The organism is Pseudomonas sp. GW821-FHT01E10 (assembly GCF_059422365.1).
This window is the reverse complement of the sequence record NZ_JBWKWT010000024.1, coordinates 1-22,235: the sequence shown is the minus strand read 5'-3', so window position 1 is coordinate 22,235 and position 22,235 is coordinate 1. Positions and strand designations below refer to the sequence as shown.

General features: G+C 60.5%; 19 protein-coding genes. 13 read left to right on the top strand and 6 right to left on the bottom strand.

Annotated features, from left to right (window positions below; all coding sequences use genetic code 11):
- Positions 1-67 precede the first annotated feature (67 nt).
- The 4 genes from AC07V0_RS26645 to AC07V0_RS26630 all read left to right on the top strand — a co-directional run bounded on the left by AC07V0_RS26645 (position 68) and on the right by AC07V0_RS26630 (position 3,307).
- Complete coding sequence (locus AC07V0_RS26645) at positions 68-622, top strand: hypothetical protein (protein ID WP_019581611.1); 555 nt, start codon at positions 68-70, stop codon at positions 620-622.
- Between the two features lie 63 nt (positions 623-685).
- The gene (locus tag AC07V0_RS26640; RefSeq protein WP_172901247.1) at positions 686-1,936 is read left to right on the top strand and encodes a flavohemoglobin expression-modulating QEGLA motif protein; all 1,251 of its coding nucleotides are present in this window, start codon (positions 686-688) and stop codon (positions 1,934-1,936) included.
- A gap of 130 nt (positions 1,937-2,066) precedes the next feature.
- On the top strand, positions 2,067-2,981 hold the full coding sequence (locus AC07V0_RS26635) for an alpha/beta hydrolase (RefSeq protein ID WP_495020055.1): 915 nt from the start codon (positions 2,067-2,069) through the stop codon (positions 2,979-2,981).
- Positions 2,978-3,307 (top strand): PA3694 family proteiin, encoded by a 330-nt coding sequence (locus AC07V0_RS26630; protein ID WP_007940182.1) that lies wholly within the window; start codon positions 2,978-2,980, stop codon positions 3,305-3,307. The genes AC07V0_RS26635 and AC07V0_RS26630 overlap by 4 nt, the downstream gene beginning before the upstream one ends.
- A 254-nt stretch (positions 3,308-3,561) precedes the next feature.
- Here the strand turns inward: AC07V0_RS26630 and lptF are convergent, their stop codons facing one another.
- The 3 genes from lptF to AC07V0_RS26615 all read right to left on the bottom strand — a co-directional run bounded on the left by lptF (position 3,562) and on the right by AC07V0_RS26615 (position 5,436).
- Positions 3,562-4,350, bottom strand: a complete 789-nt coding sequence (gene lptF / locus AC07V0_RS26625) for a lipotoxin F family OmpA-related lipoprotein LptF (protein WP_019581610.1) — start codon at positions 4,348-4,350, stop codon at positions 3,562-3,564.
- A 56-nt stretch (positions 4,351-4,406) separates the two neighbouring features.
- On the bottom strand, positions 4,407-4,805 hold the full coding sequence (locus AC07V0_RS26620) for a DUF4398 domain-containing protein (RefSeq protein WP_018926677.1): 399 nt from the start codon (positions 4,803-4,805) through the stop codon (positions 4,407-4,409).
- A gap of 286 nt (positions 4,806-5,091) precedes the next feature.
- Complete coding sequence (locus AC07V0_RS26615) at positions 5,092-5,436, bottom strand: hypothetical protein (RefSeq protein WP_019651823.1); 345 nt, start codon at positions 5,434-5,436, stop codon at positions 5,092-5,094.
- A 202-nt stretch (positions 5,437-5,638) separates the two neighbouring features.
- Between AC07V0_RS26615 and ppc the strand changes: the two genes are divergently transcribed.
- The 6 genes from ppc (at position 5,639) to AC07V0_RS26585 (ending at position 12,261) form a co-directional block, all read left to right on the top strand.
- On the top strand, positions 5,639-8,269 hold the full coding sequence (gene ppc / locus AC07V0_RS26610; RefSeq protein ID WP_064616255.1) for a phosphoenolpyruvate carboxylase: 2,631 nt from the start codon (positions 5,639-5,641) through the stop codon (positions 8,267-8,269).
- 303 nt (positions 8,270-8,572) lie between these two features.
- Positions 8,573-9,220 (top strand): adenylate kinase, encoded by a 648-nt coding sequence (gene adk / locus AC07V0_RS26605; RefSeq protein WP_018926674.1) that lies wholly within the window; start codon positions 8,573-8,575, stop codon positions 9,218-9,220.
- Positions 9,221-9,313: 93 nt separating this feature from the next.
- Positions 9,314-9,988: a tRNA (adenosine(37)-N6)-threonylcarbamoyltransferase complex dimerization subunit type 1 TsaB gene (tsaB, locus tag AC07V0_RS26600; RefSeq protein WP_018926673.1), complete on the top strand. Its 675-nt coding sequence runs from the start codon at positions 9,314-9,316 to the stop codon at positions 9,986-9,988.
- A 257-nt stretch (positions 9,989-10,245) separates the two neighbouring features.
- Positions 10,246-10,551 (top strand): hypothetical protein, encoded by a 306-nt coding sequence (locus tag AC07V0_RS26595; RefSeq protein ID WP_018926672.1) that lies wholly within the window; start codon positions 10,246-10,248, stop codon positions 10,549-10,551.
- Positions 10,548-11,408 carry a DUF72 domain-containing protein gene (locus tag AC07V0_RS26590; RefSeq protein ID WP_495020069.1) on the top strand — a complete coding sequence of 287 codons (861 nt, stop codon included), beginning with the start codon at positions 10,548-10,550 and terminating at the stop codon, positions 11,406-11,408. Before AC07V0_RS26595 ends, AC07V0_RS26590 begins: the two co-directional genes overlap by 4 nt.
- A 31-nt stretch (positions 11,409-11,439) precedes the next feature.
- Positions 11,440-12,261 carry an isocitrate lyase/PEP mutase family protein gene (locus AC07V0_RS26585; RefSeq protein ID WP_086946358.1) on the top strand — a complete coding sequence of 274 codons (822 nt, stop codon included), beginning with the start codon at positions 11,440-11,442 and terminating at the stop codon, positions 12,259-12,261.
- Between the two features lie 35 nt (positions 12,262-12,296).
- On the opposite strand, the gene AC07V0_RS26580 is transcribed toward AC07V0_RS26585, so the two are convergent.
- Entirely contained in the window at positions 12,297-12,917 is a 621-nt protein-coding gene (locus AC07V0_RS26580) for a hypothetical protein (protein ID WP_018926669.1), read from the bottom strand.
- Between the two features lie 93 nt (positions 12,918-13,010).
- On the opposite strand from AC07V0_RS26580, the gene AC07V0_RS26575 reads away from it, so the two are divergent.
- Positions 13,011-13,793: a class I SAM-dependent methyltransferase gene (locus AC07V0_RS26575; RefSeq protein WP_086946360.1), complete on the top strand. Its 783-nt coding sequence runs from the start codon at positions 13,011-13,013 to the stop codon at positions 13,791-13,793.
- Positions 13,794-13,857: 64 nt separating this feature from the next.
- Here AC07V0_RS26575 and AC07V0_RS26570 read toward each other — a convergent pair whose 3' ends face one another.
- Positions 13,858-14,502, bottom strand: coding sequence for a TetR/AcrR family transcriptional regulator (locus AC07V0_RS26570; RefSeq protein WP_018926667.1), 645 nt, complete (start codon positions 14,500-14,502; stop codon positions 13,858-13,860).
- Positions 14,503-14,596: 94 nt separating this feature from the next.
- Here AC07V0_RS26570 and AC07V0_RS26565 point away from each other — a divergent pair, with 94 nt between their 5' ends.
- Together AC07V0_RS26565 and AC07V0_RS26560 are read left to right on the top strand one after the other, a co-directional pair.
- Positions 14,597-15,697, top strand: coding sequence for an efflux RND transporter periplasmic adaptor subunit (locus AC07V0_RS26565; protein ID WP_477746922.1), 1,101 nt, complete (start codon positions 14,597-14,599; stop codon positions 15,695-15,697).
- A gap of 6 nt (positions 15,698-15,703) precedes the next feature.
- On the top strand, positions 15,704-18,775 hold the full coding sequence (locus AC07V0_RS26560) for an efflux RND transporter permease subunit (protein WP_495020054.1): 3,072 nt from the start codon (positions 15,704-15,706) through the stop codon (positions 18,773-18,775).
- Between the two features lie 812 nt (positions 18,776-19,587).
- On the opposite strand, the gene lon is transcribed toward AC07V0_RS26560, so the two are convergent.
- A complete protein-coding gene (lon, locus tag AC07V0_RS26555) occupies positions 19,588-22,005 on the bottom strand; it encodes an endopeptidase La (RefSeq protein ID WP_064616264.1) in 2,418 nt (805 codons plus the stop codon).
- Between the last annotated feature and the right edge of the window lie 230 nt (positions 22,006-22,235).

The window sequence follows — 22,235 nt, the reverse complement described above, 5'->3', positions numbered from 1 at the left end:
CTTGTGGGACTCAACCCTGTGGGAGAGTGGCCAGTAGGGGGCATCGTGTGTCGATAGGGAGTGTTGAATGAAAGCCTGGCGTGTCGTGGTGATCGCCTTGTCGTTCCTGCTGCTCAGTGGCTGCCTGGTGACCTTCAAGGAGTCGCTGCCCGCCAGCGAGCCCGCGCCCAAAGGGTTGCTCGGCAAATGGGCCAGCACCAATGCCTGGGGCGAGCCGATGAACCTGGAACTGACACGCGTCGGCGACAATCACTACCAGGCGGTCAGCTACTTCAAGGCCAAACCCCATGAGCGCGAAGCCTATCCTTTCACGGTGTCGCGCCATGGCAATCGCTGGTACCTGTCGGCGAAGGTGCCGGCGCAGTTCGGCGGGCATTTCACCATCGCCGGTTTCGAGCTCAACGATAAGCACGAACTGGTGGTCTACAACCTCGACCTTGAGCAGATCAGACAGGCCATGGGGCAAGAAGCCCTCAGTGGCGAAGGCTTTCAGACTGAAGATGGCGATGGGGTGTTGATCAACAACAGCCTGGATCAGGTATTCGCCTACCTCGACGACCCGGCCAATTCCGATGTCTTCGTCGAAGCGGTACGCTATCAGCGCCTGGCCAAAACCAAATAAACCCAGCACGTAACAGCTTTACTACAGGAGTCTCGGGTGGACGAATACCAGCAGACGATACGCATGTTGTCCGATCGCATAGTGCTGGCGCAGACGCCGATTCGCATTCTGGATGCGGTCAAGTGGGATGACAGTATTCGCAAGGGGTTCCTCAAGGGCAAGGGCAAGGAAATGCCGGCCGTGGACCGCGACTACTACCTCAATCGACCGCTGTCGTTCGACTCCAGCAAAGTGAAGCTGGAGTTCCAGAACATCGAGCGCGACATCACTCGGCAACTTGGCCAGTTCAACCCGGTCGGGCAGATCATGCGCCGCATGTGCAAGGAATACCGCATGGTGGTGCGCATGCTTGAAGCGCGCGGCACCGAGGATTTCGGGTTGATTTCCCAGGAGTTGTACGGCGCGGCGTCCGATGCGTTTCACGCCGGCGACCCGACCCTGGCCGACCTGGGGCTGATGCTCTCCGATTACCTGAACAACATCGACGGCCGTGGCGACCTCAAGGACGAACCGAAAGTCCTCACGGCCAAGGAAGCCGTCGACCTGCTGCAACATCGGTTGAACAAGGTGTTTGGCGAAAACGAGGAAACCATCCGGGTGTTCGAGTCCGACGGGATCGTCGCCGACGCGGCGGCCGGCGCCGACTACATCAAGATCCGCACCGACGCGATGTTCAACAATCGCGACGTGCGTGCGCTGGAAGTCCATGAAGGGCTGGTGCATGTGGGCACCACCCTCAACGGCCTGAATCAGCCGATCTGTACGTTCCTGTCCAAGGGCCCGCCGTCGTCCACCGTGACTCAGGAGGGCCTGGCGATCCTGATGGAGATCATCACCTTCGCCTCCTACCCGAGCCGCTTGCGCAAACTGACCAACCGCACCCGCGCCATTCATATGGTGGAGGAGGGCGCGGACTTCTTGCAGATCTTTGAGTTCTTCCGGGCTCAGGGCTTTGAAATGGCCGAAAGCTACGGCAATGCCAGTCGGGTGTTCCGCGGCTCGGTGCCGAATGGTCTGCCATTTACCAAAGACTTGTCCTACCTCAAGGGCTTTATCATGATTTACAACTACATTCAGTTGGCCGTGCGCAAAGGCAAGCTGGAGCAGATACCGCTGTTGTTCTGCGGCAAGACTACGCTGGAGGACATGCGGACCTTGCGCCAATTGGTGGACGAAGGCCTGGTGGTGCCGCCCAAGTACCTGCCCGAGCAGTTCCGCGACATGAACGCGTTGTCGGCGTGGATGTGCTTCTCCAACTTCCTCAACCACCTGAGCCTGGACCGGATCGAAGCGGATTACTCCAATATCCTTTGATTCAGATCATTCCCACGCTCTGCGTGGGAATGCCGCCATGGACGCTTCGCGTCCACTGTGACGCAGAGCGTCACGGTATGCACTCCCACGCGGAGCATGGGAACGATCACCCACATTGAGGCTTCACCGGATGAGAATCCTCGGCATCTTCTGCCTGCTCCTGGCCCTCGGCGGTTGCAGCTCTTTGCTGTTCTACCCCGAGTCCGGCCAGCCGTTCACCCCGGAAAAAGCCAAGCTCGACTATCGCGACGTCACCCTGACCACTGCCGACGGCCTCAAGCTGCATGGCTGGTGGCTGCCGGCGAAAAAAGGCGTCGAAGTCAAAGGCACTGTGCTGCATCTGCACGGTAACGGCGGCAACCTGGCGTGGCATCTGGGTGCGAGCTGGTGGTTGCCGAAGCAGGGCTATCAGGTGTTGCTGGTGGACTATCGCGGGTACGGATTGTCCGAAGGTAAGCCGGCGTTGCCGGAGATTTATCAGGACATCGACGCCGCCTTCACATGGCTCGACCAGGCGCCGGAGGTCAAGGGCAAGCCGTTGATCCTTCTCGGTCAGAGCCTTGGCGGTTCGATGGCCGTGCATTACCTGGCCCAGCATCCCGAGCGCCAGCGGCAACTCAAGGCTTTCGTGCTCGATGGCGTGCCTGCCAGCTACCGCGATGTCGGGCGTTTCGCCCTCAGCACCTCCTGGATGACCTGGCCGTTCCAGGTGCCGTTGTCCTGGCTGGTGCCGGATGGCGATAGCGCGATCCGTTCCATGACGCAGCTCAATGGTGTACCGAAACTGATCTATCACAGTATCGATGATCAGCTGGTGCCCCTTTCCAACGGCATCCGACTGTATCAAGCTGCGCCGCCGCCGCGAGTGCTGCAACTGACCCGGGGCGGTCATGTGCAAACCTTCGCCGACCCGGTCTGGCGAAAAGTCATGCTGCGTTACCTCGAAGATCCGCAGCATTTCAACGGCCTGCGCCGCCTGGGTGAAATTCCGAATTACCCGGCACCCCCGAATTCTGAAGATGAACCACCAGAGAGTCCGCAATGAGTGAAGAACGTAACGCCATCCCGCTGATCATCACCGGTATTTGCAGCATCCTCGGCACCGTCGGGGCCCTGTGGTGGTACGGCTACCTGCACTTCGCCAAACCCGAGGATGCGTTGCTGCTCAGCGACTTCACCATGCTCAAGACCGTGCCGGGCGAAGACTACAAAATCTCCCTGGAACCGGCCGCGCAAGTGGCGCAGTGCATCGATGGCGTACTGGTGATGTTTGATACCGAACAGAAAGGCCTGACCGGCGTACTGGTCAACAACAAGAAAAAAGCCGTGCGCTGCATGGGCCAGGAAACCCCGCAAAAACTCGAACAGTAAAATCCCACCTCCATTGGCAATGATGAACCCTTGTGGCGAGGGGGCTTGCCCCCGTTGGGTCGCGAAGCGGCCCTAAAACCTGCATTCGCGTTTTGTCAGGTACACCTTGCGGGATGGTTTCACGACTGCTTCGCAGCCGAACGGGGGCAAGCCCCCTCGCCACAGGGTTGCTTGGACCCAAGACAAGTGTTCGATCAATAAGAAGCCCCGCCTGATCCGATCAGGCGGGGCTTTTGTGTTTCAGCAGGTGAAACTTAGTTCGAGCTGACAGCCGAACGCGGGATCACTGGCTGATTGTCATTGGAAATGGTCACTTCCACCCGACGGTTCATCGCACGGCCGGAGACGCTGGTGTTTTCGGCCACCGGGTATTCCTTGCCATAACCCTGGACCACGATGCGCGCCGGGTCGACACCCATCTTGATCAGGGCCACTTGCACCGAGGTCGCGCGGCGCTCGGACAGCGACTGGTTGTACGACGCCGCGCCGGTGCTGTCGGTGTAGCCTTCGACAATCACTTTACGGTCGGGGTTTTCCTGAAGGAACTGCGCCAGTTTGTTGATGTTCATCAGACCGCTGGGTTTCAGGTCGGCCTTGTTGGTGGCGAACAGCACGTCACCGAACGTTACCAGCGTGCCGCGATCGGTCTGTTTGGCGTTGAGGCTGGCCTGCAATTGTTTGATCTGCTGGTCGCGGGCATCCAGACGCGCCTGGGCTCGCTGAGCCGCGGCGTTTTTCAGGTTGTTTTCCGCGGTGCGCAGGGCGATGGTCTGCTTGGCCACTTCAACGCGCTGGTTGGTCAGGTAAGCCAGTTGGTCGACCTTGTTCTGGTCTTCCTTGTCCTGATAAGCCTTGTCGGCCTTGTCCAGGTAATCGCTGGCGTCTTTGGTTTCCAGTGCCGCGACTTTGCTGGCTTGCGGGTTGGCTTGCAGGCCGGCGTAGTTGGTGCGGGCTTGCTCCAGGTTGGTGTTGGGCGGTGTGGCGCAGGCAGCCAGTGCAATGCTTGCGGCCAGGAGGGCGGGTATCATCAGTTGTTTGCGCATGGTGGTTCGTCCTTTCTATCGATAAATGTGTCAGGCCTGAAAATCGGGATGCGCGCTCACTGCACGGTGCGCTGACTTTCCTGACGCAGTTCCTGAACACCTTTCTGTGAGTCCTTTACAGCCTGTTCGGCTTTCATCGCCTGGGCTTTGCGTTCTGCCACTCGGGCGTCCCACTCGGCCTGTTCGGCGAGCATTTTGGCTTCGTCATACTTTTTGTCGTGCATGGCGATTTCGGCTTGTTTGAGCTTGTCCTGAGCGGACTTCATTTCCACCGCGGCGAATTCGGTGCCTCCGGCGCTGACGGCACTGTTCACGGTCGATTGAGTCACGGCGTATTGCTCGGTGGGCGGGTTGCCGGCGCATCCGGCCAGAACCAAACTGCTGCCGATGGCCAGGGCCGCCAGTTTGAGACCGCGCAGGTGGGTGGACGAGGATGAAGCAGTGCTGGTCTTCATGGTTTCAACTCCGTTGGATAACTCCTGAAATACATCTGAATCCATCCTGGGCAAGGAGCCGCAACCTTCGATTTCCAGAGCATTTTGAAACGGCCGTCCCAGGCGTGGTTACTGGGTTGACCCGAGGCGTTTTTTAAAAGTTCAGAGAAAATGGCCTTTCGCCCGAAAAAACTTTGAGCTGACGGACAAGGCTCTAAGTCGGGAACTTTAGTTGTACGCAGGGGTATTCCCGGCCCTGCACGGGCCAGGAAATACGTATTTCTGGAAGGGGAGCAAGACGCGCAAATCAGTGTTTTGGCTTGTCGTTTTCGGTCGACAAATCGTGCAAGTGACGACGGGACAAGGCGAGAAAACGCGGGGTTGGACCGACGTCTTCGTACAGCGGATCGCCTTCTTCGTCGGTGGCGACCACCGTTGACCCTTTCACATACGGAAAGCTTTCTTCAAGTTCTTCAAGGGCTGCGCCAATCAATTCTCCGAGCAGTTCTTCAGGGTGCCTTTTGGGGTACATATCGATAATCGCCGCCAGCCGTGCGGCGGCTTCCACGTCCAGACGAATCGTGTAGCCGGAGTCGGTCAGGCGACCCTTGGCGTTTTCTTCCCAGTGCTTGGCAAGCTCGCGGATTTTCATAATGACCTCATTACGCACCTGCTCATGGCAGGCCGGGTGAGTGTCCGGCGGTGGCCGGTGGCAAGCCGCTGTACGGCTTGGTGTTGAGCCTAGCTGCAACGTTCGGGGTTTGCAGTCCCTGGTTTACTTGTAAGAACCGCTTTACAACGGCACTCTCTATTATCAAAGCATAGCCGCCCGGATTTTCGCTGGAGAACTGCTGATGACCGATATTGATGCACGCTTGCGCGAGGACGTTCACCTGTTGGGTGAGCTATTGGGCAACACCATTCGCGAGCAGTACGGGGATGGCTTTATCGACAAGATCGAGCAAATCCGCAAAGGCGCCAAGGCCGACCGTCGCGGTTCGATGGATGCCGAACTCAGCGCCAGCCTCAACCAGTTGAGCGAGGACGAATTGCTGCCGGTGGCGCGGGCGTTCAACCAGTTCCTCAACCTGGCCAATATCGCCGAGCAATATCAGCTGATTCACCGCCGCGAAGAGTCACAACCCGCGCCGTTCGAGGCCCGGGTGTTGCCGGAGCTGCTCACTCGCCTGTTGGCTGCAGGGCATGACGCCGAATCCCTGGCCCGGCAATTGGGGCGGGTGGACATCGAGCTGGTATTGACGGCGCACCCCACCGAAGTGGCGCGACGCACACTGATCCAGAAATACGACGCGATCGCCGCGCAACTGGCGGCCCTGGATCATCGCGACCTGACCAGCGCCGAGCGCGAGCAGATCAAGACCACCTTGCAGCGCCTGATCGCCGAAGCCTGGCACACCGAAGAAATCCGCCGCACCCGCCCGACACCTGTAGACGAAGCCAAGTGGGGCTTTGCGGTGATCGAGCATTCGCTGTGGCAGGCGATTCCCAACTATTTGCGCAAGGCCGACCAGGCCCTGCATGCCGCCACCGGCCTGCACCTGCCGCTGGAGGCCGCGCCGATTCGCTTCGCCTCGTGGATGGGCGGCGACCGTGACGGTAACCCCAACGTCACCGCCGCCGTGACCCGCGAAGTATTGTTGCTGGCTCGCTGGATGGCTGCCGATTTGTATGTGCGCGATGTCGATCACCTCGCCGCCGAATTGTCGATGCAACAGGCCAGCGACGCCCTGAAAGCCAAGGCTGGCGACAGCGCCGAGCCTTACCGCGCGGTACTCAAACAGCTGCGTGAGCGCCTGCGCGCAACCCGTAATTGGGCCCAGGCCTCCCTGACGGCCACCACGCCGGCGTCCGCCGATGTGCTGCAAAACAACCGCGACCTGCTGGACCCGTTGGAGCTGTGTTACCACTCGCTGCATGAATGCGGCATGGGCGTTATCGCCGATGGCCCGTTGCTCGACTGCCTGCGCCGAGCGGTGACGTTCGGGCTGTTTCTGGTGCGCCTCGATGTGCGACAGGACTCCTCGCGCCACACCGCAGCCATGACCGAAATCACCGATTACCTCGGCCTGGGTCGTTATGAGGACTGGAACGAAGAGGAGCGCATCGCCTTCCTGATGCGCGAACTGAACAATCGCCGGCCGTTGCTGCCGGCCTACTTCAAGCCGTCTGCCGACACCGCCGAAGTGCTGGCGACGTGCCGGGAAATCGCTGCCGCGCCGGGGGCTTCCCTCGGCTCGTATGTGATTTCCATGGCTGGCGCCGCTTCCGACGTGCTGGCCGTGCAGTTGCTGCTCAAGGAATCCGGCGTGTTGCGGCCGATGCGCGTGGTGCCGCTGTTCGAAACCCTCGCCGACCTCGATAACGCGGGCCCGGTGATCGAAAAGCTGTTGTTGCTGCCGGGTTATCGCTCGCGCCTGCAAGGGCCGCAGGAAGTGATGATCGGTTATTCCGACTCGGCCAAGGACGCCGGCACTACGGCGGCGGCCTGGGCGCAGTATCGGGCGCAGGAGCGTCTGGTGGATATTTGCCGGGAGCAACAAGTGGAGCTGCTGTTGTTCCACGGCCGTGGCGGCACCGTGGGCCGTGGTGGCGGCCCGGCGCACGCAGCGATTCTGTCGCAGCCGCCGGGGTCGGTGGCGGGGCGTTTCCGCACCACCGAGCAGGGGGAAATGATTCGTTTCAAATTCGGCCTGCCGGACATCGCGGAGCAAAACCTCAATCTGTACCTGGCGGCGGTGCTGGAAGCGACCTTGCTGCCGCCACCACCTCCTACGCCTGCCTGGCGCCATTTGATGGACGAACTGGCCGCCGATGGGGTCAAGGCTTACCGCGCCGTGGTGCGGGAAAATCCGCAGTTCGTCGAGTATTTCCGCCAGTCCACCCCGGAGCAGGAGTTGGGGCGCTTACCGTTGGGCAGCCGCCCGGCCAAGCGCCGCGCCGGCGGCATCGAAAGCCTGCGCGCCATTCCGTGGATTTTCGGCTGGACCCAGACGCGCCTGATGTTGCCGGCCTGGCTCGGCTGGGAAACGGCGCTGAGCAAGGCGCTGGAGCGCGGCGAAGGGGAGCTGCTGGGGCAGATGCGCGAGCAATGGCCGTTCTTCCGCACCCGCATCGATATGCTGGAAATGGTGCTGGCCAAGGCCGACGCCGATATCGCCCAGTCTTACGACGAGCGCCTGGTCGAGCCGGATCTGCTCCCTTTGGGTGCGCATTTACGCGACCTATTGTCGCAGGCCTGTGCGGTGGTCCTGGGGCTGACGGGTCAGTCCCAGCTACTGGCACATAGCCCAGACACCCTTGAATTCATCCGCCTGCGCAACACCTACCTCGACCCGCTGCATCTATTGCAGGCCGAACTGTTGGCCCGTTCGCGGCAGCAGGATGAAGCGCAGGGCAGCCCGGTAGAACAGGCGTTGCTGGTGTCTGTGGCGGGGATTGCCGCCGGTTTGCGAAATACCGGCTAAGGTTTTCGTCATAGGGAACAGGCACCTGGCGCGAGCGTCGAGTGCCTGTCGGCGAGCGGTTGAGAAGGTCTGTCAGGCGACAGTTAATGACGGGGTTGCGACTTGGGGTACCCCTTCGAAAGGGCACGTCCTGCGCAGGTTTCTCCGACTTTCGGCGGCTTGTGTGGGCAGGGCCTGCTGTGTATCTTGATCAGCCTTTGGCCGTTTGGGCGGTCACGACCCTATTTTTTGAGATTGGCCCTACGAGGCGAATCCTTTGTTTTGTTTAAGTAATTCTAAATAAAAAATTGAGGAGCACATCTAATGCGCGTCATTCTGCTGGGAGCTCCCGGGGCCGGTAAAGGTACTCAGGCTAAGTTCATCACCGAAAAGTTCGGCATTCCGCAAATCTCTACCGGTGACATGCTGCGTGCTGCTGTAAAAGCCGGCACCGAGCTGGGCATCAAAGCCAAAAGCATCATGGATGCCGGTGGTCTGGTCTCCGACGATCTGATCATCGCTTTGGTCAAGGACCGTATTGCGCAGCCTGACTGTGCCAACGGTTTCCTGTTCGACGGTTTCCCGCGCACCATTCCGCAAGCTGAAGCGTTGGTAGAAGCTGGCGTGGAACTGGACAACGTGGTCGAAATCGCCGTCGATGACGAAGAGATCGTTCAGCGTATCGCCGGTCGTCGCGTTCACGAGGCCAGCGGCCGCGTGTACCACACCGTGTACAACCCGCCGAAAATCGCCGGCAAAGACGACATCACCGGTGAAGAGCTGGTGCAGCGCAAGGACGACACCGAAGAAACCGTGCGTCATCGCCTGTCGGTCTACCACTCCCAGACCAAACCTCTGGTGGAGTTCTACCAAGGCCTGGCCGCTGCTCAGGGCAAGCCGAAGTACAGCCATATTCCGGGTGTCGGCTCGGTTGAGACGATTACCGGCAAGGTGCTTGAAGCACTGAGCTGAAAAGTCTGATCGGCTTCATCTTCTACGGCCCGCTTGCGGGCCGTAGTTGTTTATACTGGCGCACTTTTTCTGACCTCTCTTACGGATACATCGATGAGCACCTTGCTGGCCCTGGACACCGCGACTGAAGCTTGCTCCGTTGCCTTGCTGCATGACGGCAAGGTCACGAGCCATTACGAGGTGATCCCGCGCCTGCATGCGCAGAAGCTGTTGCCGATGATTCAGCAACTGCTGGCCGATGCCGGGACCACGCTGCAAGCGGTCGACGCCATTGCGTTCGGTCGTGGGCCGGGCGCGTTTACCGGTGTGCGGATCGCCATTGGCGTGGTGCAAGGGCTGGCGTTTGCGCTGGACCGTCCGGTGTTGCCGGTCTCCAACCTCGCGGTGCTCGCCCAGCGGGCTTATCGCGAACACGGCGTCAGCCAGGTCGCGGCAGCCATCGATGCGCGTATGGATGAGGTGTATTGGGGCTGCTACCGCGAAACGGCGGGGGAGATGCGGCTGGTGGGCAACGAAGCGGTATTGCCACCGGAAGCCGCCGCGTTGCCGGTCGATGCCAGCGGCGAGTGGTTCGGCGCGGGCACCGGTTGGGGTTATGCCGAGCGTATTGCAGTGAACCTGAGCGGCCAGGACGCGAGCATGCTGCCCCACGCCGAAGATTTGCTGACCCTGGCGCGTTTCGCCTGGGAACGCGGTGAAGCGATCGTGGCCGATCAGGCGCAGCCGGTGTATTTGCGCGATAAAGTCGCGACGCCGAAAGCGCGGTAATCCTTGATTCCGAGTTGACCCCTTCGCGGGCAAGCCTCGCTCCTACAGGTACCAAGACGCCGCACTATTGTGTCCGACTCAATACCTGTAGGAGCGAGGCTTGCCCGCGAAGGCGATCTAACGGAAATAGCTAATCATCAGTTTCTGCCCGCCGCTTTTAAACCTTTTCGCTTTTCTGTGTTCTAGTTATCACTCGGCGGTTTGCGAAGTGGGTAATGCGCCACTAAACTGCCATCATCGATACCGAGCATGCACTTATGCGTATAGACGGCGTTTCCTCCCAGTCCTACCCAATCAAGCGCAAGCCTCGTAAAGGCCATGTGTCTGAGGATGACTCCGTCGATGTCGACGGCGAGCTGGAATTCCCTACCGAAGAGCAATTGGCCGCCCGCGCCGCCAAAGCCTCCGCGCAACGCCTGAGCAATCTTCCCGCGCGTCAACAAGACATGATTTATCACCGCGCCATGAGCAAAAGCGTGGCGATGGCACTGGCCAGTTACCTGAGCACGGCCACTTTTGTCGACTGGGATGCGGATGTGCTGGGTCTCGACCTGTACATCTGATGCTGCCTTATTACCTCGGCTGCCCGTCCTGGAGCGAAAACGCCTGGCGCGACTACTTGTATCCACAGGACGCCAGGCCCGCCGAGTTTCTTGATCTTTATTCTCAAGTGTTCAACGCCGTGGAAGGCAATACGACCTTCTACGCGAGCCCGGCTGCCGCCACCGTGCAGCGCTGGGCCGAGACCATGCCCGAACACTTTCGCTTCACCGCCAAATTCCCCGGCGACATCAGCCACAGCGGTGACCTGCGCGACCAATTGACCGCCACAGAAACGTTCCTGCAATTGCTCAGCCCTCTGGGGGAGCGGGTTTCGCCATTGTGGCTGCAATTGTCCAAAAGCTTTACCCCGCAACGACTGTCGGAGCTGGCCGGTTTTATTGATGCGGTGGACCGGCCCTTGGCGGTCGAAGTGCGGCATGACGAGTTCTTTGCCAAGGGCGATGCCGAGCGAATGCTCAATCGCCTGCTGCTGGATCGTGGCGTCGAGCGCATCTGCCTCGATCCGCGCGCGCTGTTCAGCTGCACCTCGACCAATCCTTCGGTACTCCACGCCCAATCGAAAAAGCCCAGGGTGCCGCCTCGCCCTGCGGCGTTCACTCAGTTTCCACAGGTGCGCTTCATCGGCCACCCCGAACTTGAAGCCAACGATCCGTTCCTGGTGCCATGGGTCGAGAAAATCGCCGTCTGGATCGAAGAGGGCCGCACGCCGTATATCTTCCTGCACACCGCCGATAACCTGCTGGCGGCGAAACTGGCACAACGTTTTCACGCACAACTGATGCTGCGTTTGCCTGGCCTGCCGCCGCTGCCTGAGCTATACAGAGAACCCGCCGCCGAGCAACTTGGTTTGCTCTGAAGCGGGTTTTCCCTTTTTCAGGAGTCTGCCAATGGATGCGCAAACCCTTCGAGCCCAGGCGTTCAAAGCACTGCACGAACGCGAGGGCGCCTTTGTCATTCCCAACCCCTGGGACGCCGGCTCAGCGAAAATGCTTGCCAGCCTGGGCTTCGAGGCACTGGCAACCACCAGCGCCGGTTATGCCTTTTCCCGGGGCCGTCCTGATGGTGGGCTGACGCTCGACGATACCCTGGCAAACGTTGAGGCGATTGTTGCGGCCACTGATTTGCCGGTCGCGGTGGATCTCGAAAACGGCTTTGCCGACGCTCCTGCCGAGTGCGCCCAAAGTATTCTGCGGGCCGCTCAGGCCGGTGCCGTAGGCGGTTCGATCGAGGATGCCACCGGGCGTGAAGACGGTCCGATCTACTGCTTCGAGCATGCCGTGGCGCGTATCGAAGCCGCTGTCGCAGCAGCGCGCAGTTTGCCTTTCCCCTTCACGTTGACGGCGCGTGCCGAGAACTATTTGCACGGCAATCCTGACCTCGACGACACCATTCGCCGTTTGCAGGCATTCGCCGAGGCCGGCGCGGACGTGCTTTACGCCCCAGGCCTGCGCAATGCCGAAGAGGTCTTGGCGGTGGTTCGCGCCGTGGCACCGAAACCGGTGAATGTGTTGATGTCCGGCGGGCTCAAGCTGACGGTAGCGCAGTTGAGCGAAATGGGCGTCAAGCGTATCAGCGTCGGTTCGGCCCTGGCGTTGGCAGCGTATGGCGAGTTCTTGCGCGCGGCCGAGGAAATCCAGCAACACGGGACCTTTGGCTTCACTTCCCGGTCGATGCCGTTCCAGAAGGCCAATCAATTCTTCAAAGGCTGACGAGGTCGGGCCGTGATGGTTGGGCCGCTGAGGGGTTATGCGGCGATGCGCAGGTTCTGCAGAACGATCGGGCGCGCCCAGCCGTTATCGAAATCGAGTTGTTTCTGCTGTTCCACCAACTCTTGCGGTGAGAACGGCGGGAATGGCTTGTCCAGCAGGTCGAGTTCGAACTCGGCGATTGGCAAGTGCAGCGGACGCGGTTGCGGCGCGGCACCAGGCTCGGGCAGCGGTTGACCGGCGGTGAGCACGATCGGGCGAACCCAGCCGCTTTCGAAGTCCTGCTGTTTCTGTTGCGCGACGATTTCTTCCGGCGGGAACGGTGGGAACGGTTTATCGGCCAGGTCCATTTCGAACTCGGCAATTGGCAGGAACAATGGCTCCGGCGGACGGACTTCGGTTTCTTTCACATCACATTCGCGCTGGGAAATGATGTGCGCCAGCAGCTCGCTGCCGACGGTCGGTTCGACCGGGCTGTCGAGATCGACCGGCGGAAAGTCCAGAGACGCCGGCACCACATCGCCCGACTGATCGGCCAGGGCCTGGGCAAAAAAATCTTGCCACAGGTGACTGACGCCGCTCAGTGCTTGGGAGTTTCGCAGGCCAAAATCGCCGTGGGGCGAGATGTAACCTATCGATGTGCGTTGAATGCCTGACATTTTTCTCGGTCGACGCTCAGCTCTGGCAAAATGCTCGATAGTTTGGTTATCGGCCGTTTTTGCCGATCATTAATTTTTTGAGCGTGTTTTCCCATGATTGAGCAACCTGCGGCCTGCCGCATCCATGTCGAAGCCTTGGGCGCGACGTTCCAGCCACAGGCCGAGCAATGGGCCGAGCGCCTGGGTTTGCCGTTGCAGGTGGATGACGGCGAGTTTGCCTTGCAGGTGGGTGAGCAGGGTTTGCAACTGCAACAACTGGGGCCGGATGCACCGGGGCCGGTGCGGGTCGACTTCGTCGAGGGTGGCGCGGCCCATCGTCGGTTGTACGGCGGCGGCAGCGGTCAGATGATCGCCAAGGCGGTCGGCATCGCCCAAGGCGTGCGGCCACGGGTGCTGGACGCCACGGCCGGGCTGGGCAAGGACGCGTTCGTGCTGGCCAGCCTGGGCTGCGAGATGAGCCTGATCGAGCGCCAGCCGCTGATCGGCGCCTTGCTTGAAGATGGTCTGGCACGCGGCGCGGAAGATTTCGACGTGGCGCCGATCGTGGCGCGGATGCGTTTGCTCAAGGGCAATTCGATCGAGGTGATGCGCAACTGGGAAGGCGAGCCGCCGCAGGTGATCTACCTCGACCCGATGTTTCCCCATCGTGAGAAAACCGCGTTGGTGAAGAAGGAAATGCGCCTGTTCCGGCCGCTGGTCGGCGATGATCCGGATGCGCCGGCCCTGCTCGCAGCGGCCTTGGCCCTGGCCAGTCACCGGGTGGTGGTCAAACGCCCGCGCAAGGCGCCGTGCATCGATGGGCCGAAGCCGAGCCATGCGCTGGACGGCAAGTCCAGCCGATATGACATTTATCCGAAGAAAGCGCTCAAGCCTTAAGATCGAGTCGCCTTCACTGATCGTTCCCACACAGCGTGGGAACGATCATCACGCCAAATATCTATCAGGCCGACTCCGGCCGATACGCCCGCATAAACAATCCCACCACTTCCTGCACATGGGCTTCGGCCGCATCCCCGGTTACCGGTTCGCCGCAGCCATACAGCAAGCGGAAATTCCCCGCGCCCTTGAGCAGGCAGAAGAAGTGCTCGGCGGCATTGCGCGGTTTGTCGATGCTCAACACGCCACTCTGATCGATCTTGCTCAGCAAACGCTCCATGCCGTGCAGCACGCGTTCCGGCCCGGCCTCGAAGAAGATCTGTGCGAGTTTCGGGTCCTGGCTGCCCAGCGTCATCATCAGCCGGTGCAGGTTCACCGATTCGTCGCTGTTGATCAGTTGATGAAAGCCGTGTGCGATGTTCAGCAGCACGGTTTCCACGGCGACGCCGTCCGGCAATTCAAAAACCAGCGGAGGCAATTGCTCCTCGCATTTGGCCACGACAGCGGAAGAGAACAGCGTCTCCTTGTCGTTGAAATGGCTGTAGACCGTCAGCTTCGACACGCCGGCCTCAGTCGCTACGGCATCCATGCTGGTGTTGGCGTATCCCTTACTCAAAAACAGGATTTTCGCCGCGTCGAGGATTGCCCGGCGCTTGGCCAGATCCTTGGGACGGCCCGGACCGCTTGGGGTGGAAAGATTGTCTGACATTCTTCGCTTTTAATACTGGACTGGTGAGTTTGCTATTAATAACATACTGGTCAGTATAATTATTCCAAGCCCCATTAGCGAAAGGTCGTTCACCATGCTGCGCTTTGCCTTGCCCCTCGCGTTGCCGGTCAGTCTGGCTTTTTTATTGTCGGCATGTGGCCATGAAGAAGCCCCTCCGGTCAGCGTGCGCCCGGCCATGGTGGTGCAGCCAGAGCCCTCGGCCCAGGCAATGGAAAGCTATCCCGGCGAAGTTCGCGCGCGTTATGAGCCGGACCTTGCCTTCCGGATTGGCGGCAAAGTCAGCCGACGACTGGTCGAAGAAGGGCAGCGGGTCAAGGCTGACCAACCCCTGGCGGAACTCGATCCTCAGGACGTGCGCCTGCAACTGGAAGCCACCCGTGCCCAGGTCGCGGCTGCCGAAGCCAATCTGAACCTGGTGCGCGCCGAGCGTGATCGCTACAAGACCCTGATGGAGCGGCAGATGGTCAGCCGTTCGCAGTACGACAACGCGGAAAACCTCTATCGCTCCGGTGAGGCCCGCCTCAAGCAAATCAAAGCCGAATTCAACGTTTCGACCAATCAGGCCAGTTACGCGGTGCTGCGTGCGCCGCAGGATGGCGTGGTGGCCAAGCGCGCGGTTGAAGTCGGGCAAGTGGTGGCGGCCGGGCAAACCGTGTTTACCCTGGCCACCGATGGCGAGCGCGAAGTATTGATCAGCCTGCCGGAGCAGAGCTTCGGCCGCTTCAAGGTCGGTCAGCCGGTCTCGGTGGAGCTCTGGACCCAACCCGATCAGCGTTTCCTTGGGCAGATCCGTGAGTTGTCGCCTGCCGCCGATCCCAAATCCCGCACTTTTGCCGCCCGTATCGCTTTTACCGCCGGCAAGGTTCCCGCTGAACTTGGCCAGAGCGCCCGGGTGTTCATCCAGACTGCCGAAGTGGTGCCGTTGTCAGTGCCGCTGTCGGCCCTCACCGCAGAAAACGGCGCCACCTACGTGTGGGTGGTCGGCGCCAACAACACCTTGAAAAAAGTCCCGGTGCGGGTCGGTGCATTTGGCGAGAAAACCGTGCCGGTGCTCGAGGGACTGAACGCCAGCGACTGGGTGGTGGCGGCCGGTGTTCATGTGCTTCACGACGGGCAGCAAGTGCGCCCGGTGGATCGCTCCAATCGCGTGGTCAATCTGGCGCACAAGGAGTAATCCCCGATGGGTTTCAATCTATCCGAATGGGCGCTGCGTAACCGCCAGATCGTACTGTTCCTGATGCTCCTGCTGGCTGTGGTCGGGGCGTTGTCCTACACCAAGCTTGGCCAAAGCGAAGACCCGCCGTTCACCTTCAAGGCCATGGTAATTCGTACCAACTGGCCGGGGGCCACGGCCGAGGAAGTTTCGCGCCAGGTCACCGAGCGTATTGAAAAGAAACTGATGGAAACCGGGGAGTACGAACGGATCACCTCGTTCTCCCGCCCGGGCGAGTCCCAGGTGACGTTCATGGCGCGCGATTCCATGCATTCGGTGGATATCCCGGACCTCTGGTATCAGGTCCGCAAGAAGATCGGCGATATTCGCCAGACCCTGCCACCGGGTATCCAGGGCCCGTTTTTCAACGATGAATTCGGCACCACGTTCGGCAACATCTACGCCCTGACCGGCGAGGGCTTTGATTACGCAGTGCTCAAGGATTACGCCGACCGCATCCAGATCCAGCTGCAACGGGTCAAGGATGTGGGCAAGGTCGACCTGCTCGGGTTGCAGGACGAGAAGGTCTGGATCGAACTCTCCAACGTTAAACTGGCCACCCTCGGGGTGCCGCTGGCGGCGGTGCAGCAGGCGCTTGAAGAACAGAACGCGATGTCCACCGCAGGCTTCTTCGAAACCACCAGCGAGCGTTTGCAGCTACGGGTCTCGGGGAATTTTCAGACGGTCGACGAGATCAAGAACTTCCCGATTCGCGTTGCAGATCGCACGTTCCGCATCGGTGATGTGGCGGACGTTCGTCGTGGCTTCAACGATCCACCGGCGCCGCGCATGCGCTTCATGGCTGAAGACGCCATCGGTCTGGCGGTGGCCATGAAGGACGGTGGCGATATTCTGGTATTGGGCAAGGCGCTGGAAATCGAGTTCGCCCGGATTCAGCAAAACCTGCCGGCCGGCATGCAGTTGCGCAAAGTGTCCGATCAACCCGCCGCGGTGAAAACCGGTGTCGGCGAGTTCGTCCAGGTGCTGGTGGAGGCCCTGGCGATTGTGTTGCTGGTGAGCTTCTTCTCCCTCGGCGTGCGCACCGGCATGGTCGTAGCGCTGGCGATACCGCTGGTGTTGGCGATGACGTTCGCCTGCATGTATTACTTAGGGATAGGCCTGCACAAGATTTCCCTCGGCGCGCTGGTGCTGGCGCTGGGCTTGCTGGTGGATGATGCGATCATCGCCGTGGAAATGATGGCGATCAAAATGGAGCAGGGCTTCGACCGGATCAAGGCCGCCAGCTATGCCTGGACCAGCACCGCGTTCCCGATGCTCACCGGTACGTTGATCACCGCCGCCGGTTTCCTGCCGATCGCCACCGCGCAATCGGGCACCGGCGAGTACACCCGCTCGATCTTCCAGGTGGTGACCATCGCGCTACTGGCGTCGTGGGTGGCCGCCGTGGTTTTTGTGCCTTATCTGGGGGAGAAACTTCTGCCGGACCTGGCGAAAATTCACGCCGCCAAACACGGCACTGGCGACGGCCAACCCGACCCTTACGGCACGCCGTTCTATCAGCGCGTCAGACGGCTGGTGGAGTGGTGCGTGCGCCGACGCAAAACGGTGATCGTGCTGACCATCGTGATGTTCGTCGCGTCCGTGGTGCTGTTCCGTTTCGTGCCGCAGCAGTTCTTCCCGGCATCGGGGCGACTGGAATTGATGGTTGATCTGAAACTCGCCGAAGGTGCCTCCCTGAGCAACACCGCCGAGGAGGTCAAGCGTCTCGAAGGCCTGCTCAAGGATCACGCCGGGATCGACAACTATGTGGCTTATGTCGGCACCGGTTCGCCGCGTTTCTACCTGCCGCTGGACCAGCAACTTCCGGCTGCAAGCTTTGCGCAATTTGTTGTCCTGGCCAAAACCATCGAAGACCGCGAAGCCCTGCGCACTTGGCTGATCGAAACCCTCAATGAACAATTCCCGGCCCTGCGCTCGCGGGTCACGCGTCTGGAAAACGGCCCGCCGGTTGGCTATCCGGTGCAGTTCCGGGTCACCGGTGAGAACATTGCGGACGTCCGCGCCCTGGCACGTAAAGTCGCGGCCAAGGTTCGCGAGAACCCACACGTGGCCAACGTGCATCTGGATTGGGAAGAGCCGAGCAAAGTCGTGTACCTGAACGTCGATCAGGATCGCGCGCGGGCGCTGGGCGTGAGCACGGCGAACCTCTCGGGGTTCCTGCGAAGCTCGCTGACCGGCTCCAGTGTCAGTCAGTACCGCGAAGACAACGAATTGATCGAGATCCTGCTGCGCGGCACGGTGCATGAGCGCACTGAACTGGCATTGCTGCCGAGCCTGGCCGTGCCGACCGACAACGGTCGCAGCGTGGCGCTGTCGCAGATTGCCACGCTGGAATACGGCTTTGAAGAAGGCATCATCTGGCACCGTAACCGCCTGCCCAACGTGACGGTTCGCGCCGACATCTACGGCAAGGAACAACCGGCGACACTGGTGCAGCAAATCATGCCGACCCTCGATCCGGTCCGCGCCGAACTGCCGGACGGCTATCTGCTGGAAGTCGGCGGTACGGTGGAAGACTCGGCTCGTGGGCAGAACTCGGTGAAGGCCGGCGTGCCGCTGTTCATCGTGGTGGTGCTGACGTTGCTGATGCTGCAACTGCGCAGTTTCTCACGCACTGCCATGGTGTTTCTGACAGCGCCGCTGGGGTTGATCGGGGTGACGTTGTTTCTGATGGTGTTCCGTCAGCCGTTCGGTTTCGTCGCCATGCTCGGGACCATCGCGCTGTCCGGGATGATCATGCGTAACTCGGTGATTCTGGTGGATCAGATCGAGCAGGACATCGCTGCCGGGCTCAAGCCCTGGCAGGCGATCATCGAGGCGACGGTGCGACGTTTCCGGCCGATTGTGTTGACCGCGCTGGCGGCGGTGCTGGCGATGATTCCATTATCGCGCAGTGTGTTTTTCGGGCCGATGGCGGTGGCGATCATGGGCGGGCTGATTGTGGCGACGGCGTTGACGTTGCTGTTCTTGCCGGCGTTGTATGCGGCTTGGTTCAGGGTCAGGAAAGAGCCCGTTTGATCTTGGCGGCCTTCGGGCCGACCATGTTTTTGTTGGTGGTGTGTACATATCCGTTGCTGCGGTAACGGCGGCTTATGGTTTCGCCCTTACGGCGACTCCCTTTTTTACAAACGCCAAAAAAAGGAAGCAAAAAACGCTCGCCCCAAGCGTCCGGCCCCTCGCTAAGGCTCGGCGTTCCTTCGCTCCGGTATCCATCTGGGGGCATCGCCCTACGGTCTGCTTCGCTACGACCTACGTGCGATGTGTTCGACTGCGTCGAACGGCGCTGCGCGCCAATCCCCAGATGAACACCTCCACTCAGCCTCCCGAAGGGGCGGGTGAATCAAGATCAAAAGCGGCAGGCGAGCTAACGCTCTGCCTGTTGAGTGGTGAGGGGCGGGTGTGCGCCGCTCCACCGTAGAGCGAGCGGTGCGGCGATCCGACTTGCCCGCGAAGGCGGCCTGACAGCCGACCAATCAATAGCGTGTGTACACACCTCACGTAGGAGCTGCCGAAGGCTGCGATCTTTTGATTTTGATCCGCATCTGATTTTCAAGATCAAAAGATCGCAGCCTGCGGCAGCTCCTACGCTTGTCTCAGAATCGTTTGAAACTGAGTCAAATGATCGGGATGTTGTATTCAGAACTCAGTTTCGTGAGTTTTTGAGACAGCATTCGTGGAGGCGAGCTTGATAGTCGATGATGAACTGCGTGCTCGATAATCTAGATCCGCAGACGTAGCACAAATGAAAAGCCCGCTGCCCCCTTAAAAGGTCAGCGGGCTTTTTGTTGAGTCTGATTATTCCCAACCCATGGAAACGATCAGGTGACGGCTCAGAACAATATCTTCGCCACATCCGCGAAGCGCTTGGCAAAGTGCACGGTAATCCCTTCTTTCAGGTATTCCGGCAACTCTTCGAAATTACCCCGATTAGGCTCCGGCAAAATCAGTTCATTGATCTTCTGCCGACGCGCTGCGATGACTTTTTCGCGCACGCCGCCAATCGGCAGTACATGCCCGGTCAGCGTTAGTTCACCGGTCATGGCTACGCCTTTTTTCGGTGGCTGGTTGCGGGCGAGGGAGAGCAGGGCGCTGGCCATGGTCACGCCGGCGCTCGGGCCGTCTTTCGGTGTTGCGCCTTCCGGTACGTGGAGGTGGACGAAGGCTTCATCGAAGAATGTCGGGTCACCGCCGAATTGCTTCAGATGGGAGCTGACGTAGCTGTAGGCGATTTCCGCCGACTCTTTCATCACGTCCCCCAGTTGCCCGGTGAGTTTGAAGCCTCGGTTGAGGGTGTGGATGCGCGTGGCTTCGATCGGCAGGGTCGCGCCGCCCATGCTGGTCCAGGCCAGCCCGGTGATCACGCCGACGCCGGACAGCACTTGCTCGTTGCGGAACACCGGGCGGCCGAGTGAGGCTTCCAGGTCTTTGGGGCCGAGTTTGATGACGGCTTTCGGTTCATCGAGCAGTTTCATCACCGCTTTGCGCACCAGTTTGCCGAGGTTTTTCTCCAGCTGACGGACTCCGGCCTCACGGGCATAGCCGTCGATCAAGGCCCTCAATGCAGTGTCGCTAATGCTCAAGTTGCCTTTGGATACGCCGGCCTTTTCCAGCTGTTTCGGCCACAGGTGACGCTTGGCGATGGCAACTTTTTCTTCGGTGATGTAACCCGACAGGCGAATCACTTCCATCCGGTCCAGCAACGGGCCGGGGATCGAGTCCAGGGTGTTGGCGGTGCAGACGAATAGCACTTTCGACAGGTCCAGGCGCAAGTCCAGGTAATGGTCGAGGAATTCGACGTTCTGTTCCGGGTCGAGGGTTTCCAGCAGCGCCGAGGCCGGGTCGCCCTGGTAGCTCTGGCCCATCTTGTCGATCTCGTCGAGCATGATTACCGGGTTCATCACTTCGACGTCTTTCAACGCCTGGACGAGTTTGCCCGGTTGTGCGCCGATGTAGGTGCGGCGATGGCCCTTGATCTCGGCTTCGTCACGCATGCCGCCAACGCTGAAGCGGTAGAACGGTCGACCGAGGGATTCGGCGATGGATTTACCAACGCTGGTCTTGCCCACGCCCGGCGGGCCCACCAGCAACACGATGGAGCCGCTGATCTCGCCTTTATAGGCACCGACTGCGAGGAACTCGAGGATGCGGTCCTTGATGTCGTCGAGGCCGGCGTGGTGTTTGTCCAGCACCTTGCGCGCATGCTTGAGGTCGAGTTTGTCCTCGCCATACACGCCCCACGGCACCGAAGTCGCCCAATCGAGGTAGTTGCGTGTCACCGCGTATTCCGGCGATCCGGTTTCGAGGATCGACAGTTTGTTCATTTCCTCAACGATGCGTTTCTGCGCCTGGGGCGACAACACCTTGCCCGTCAGGCGTTGCTCGAACTGTTCGATGTCGGCGCTGCGATCGTCCTTGGTCAGCCCCAGCTCTTGCTGGATGACCTTGAGTTGTTCCTTGAGGAAGAACTCGCGCTGATGTTCGCCAATCTTGCGGTTAACTTCAGCGGAAATCTCTTTCTGCAAGCGCGCGACTTCGACTTCCTTGCGCAGCATCGGCAGGACTTTTTCCATGCGCTTGAGCATCGGCACGCAGTCGAGCACTTCTTGCAACTCGCTGCCCGTGGCCGAGGTCAGGGCGGCGGCGAAGTCGGTCAGGGGCGACGGATCGTTGGGGCTGAAGCGGTTGAGGTAGTTTTTCAACTCTTCGCTGTACAGCGGGTTCAGCGGCAGCAGCTCTTTGATCGCATTGATCAGCGCCATGCCGTAGGCCTTGACCTCGTCGGTCGGCTCGGTGGGCTGGTGTGGGTATTCGACTTCCACCAGGTACGGTGGGCGATGGTGCTTGAGCCAGGTTTTGATGCGCACCCGGGTCAGGCCCTGGGCGACGAATTGCAGTTTGCCGTTTTCGCGGCTGGCATGATGGACTTTGACCAGCGTGCCGTATTCCGGCAGGGCTTTGGTATCGAAATGGCGCGGGTTGTCCTGGGGGGCGTCCATGAAGAACAGGGCCAGGGAATGGTGGTCGGACTGGCTCACCAGTTCGAGAGTCTCGGCCCACGGCTCTTCGTTGACGATCACCGGCAGCACTTGCGCCGGGAAGAAAGGCCGGTTGTGGATCGGGATGATGTAGACCTTGTCCGGCAGGTTCTGGCCAGGCAGGGTAAGGCCTTTGCCGGGTGCATGGTGTTCGGCGTTGTCTGTTTCTGCGTATTCGCTCGGGTCTTCGGGAAATTCTTGCTGGTCGGTCATGGGGCACCTGCGCAATAGGGTATGGATCTTAGATGGGGCAGGTGGGGGGTGGTTTCAATGGCCCTGGCTATTTCAGAGTGTGTGTTCAGGGTTTTGACAGGTGCGGGTGGATCAAGGTCAAAAGCCAGATCAAAAGATGCACGCCGCCCTACTGTAGGGGGGGGGGGGGGGGGGGGGGGGGGGGGGGGGGGGGGGGGGGGGGGGGGGGGGGGGGGGGGGGGGGGGGGGGG

Coding starts and splice junctions, on each gene's coding strand:
- AC07V0_RS26645 (WP_019581611.1), top strand. CDS start 68: ATGAAAGCCTGGCGTGTCGTGGTGATCGCCTTGTCGTTCCTGCTGCTC.
- AC07V0_RS26640 (WP_172901247.1), top strand. CDS start 686: ATGTTGTCCGATCGCATAGTGCTGGCGCAGACGCCGATTCGCATTCTG.
- AC07V0_RS26635 (WP_495020055.1), top strand. CDS start 2,067: ATGAGAATCCTCGGCATCTTCTGCCTGCTCCTGGCCCTCGGCGGTTGC.
- AC07V0_RS26630 (WP_007940182.1), top strand. CDS start 2,978: ATGAGTGAAGAACGTAACGCCATCCCGCTGATCATCACCGGTATTTGC.
- lptF (WP_019581610.1), bottom strand. CDS start 4,350: ATGCGCAAACAACTGATGATACCCGCCCTCCTGGCCGCAAGCATTGCA.
- AC07V0_RS26620 (WP_018926677.1), bottom strand. CDS start 4,805: ATGAAGACCAGCACTGCTTCATCCTCGTCCACCCACCTGCGCGGTCTC.
- AC07V0_RS26615 (WP_019651823.1), bottom strand. CDS start 5,436: ATGAAAATCCGCGAGCTTGCCAAGCACTGGGAAGAAAACGCCAAGGGT.
- ppc (WP_064616255.1), top strand. CDS start 5,639: ATGACCGATATTGATGCACGCTTGCGCGAGGACGTTCACCTGTTGGGT.
- adk (WP_018926674.1), top strand. CDS start 8,573: ATGCGCGTCATTCTGCTGGGAGCTCCCGGGGCCGGTAAAGGTACTCAG.
- tsaB (WP_018926673.1), top strand. CDS start 9,314: ATGAGCACCTTGCTGGCCCTGGACACCGCGACTGAAGCTTGCTCCGTT.
- AC07V0_RS26595 (WP_018926672.1), top strand. CDS start 10,246: ATGCGTATAGACGGCGTTTCCTCCCAGTCCTACCCAATCAAGCGCAAG.
- AC07V0_RS26585 (WP_086946358.1), top strand. CDS start 11,440: ATGGATGCGCAAACCCTTCGAGCCCAGGCGTTCAAAGCACTGCACGAA.
- AC07V0_RS26580 (WP_018926669.1), bottom strand. CDS start 12,917: ATGTCAGGCATTCAACGCACATCGATAGGTTACATCTCGCCCCACGGC.
- AC07V0_RS26575 (WP_086946360.1), top strand. CDS start 13,011: ATGATTGAGCAACCTGCGGCCTGCCGCATCCATGTCGAAGCCTTGGGC.
- AC07V0_RS26570 (WP_018926667.1), bottom strand. CDS start 14,502: ATGTCAGACAATCTTTCCACCCCAAGCGGTCCGGGCCGTCCCAAGGAT.
- AC07V0_RS26565 (WP_477746922.1), top strand. CDS start 14,597: ATGCTGCGCTTTGCCTTGCCCCTCGCGTTGCCGGTCAGTCTGGCTTTT.
- AC07V0_RS26560 (WP_495020054.1), top strand. CDS start 15,704: ATGGGTTTCAATCTATCCGAATGGGCGCTGCGTAACCGCCAGATCGTA.
- lon (WP_064616264.1), bottom strand. CDS start 22,005: ATGACCGACCAGCAAGAATTTCCCGAAGACCCGAGCGAATACGCAGAA.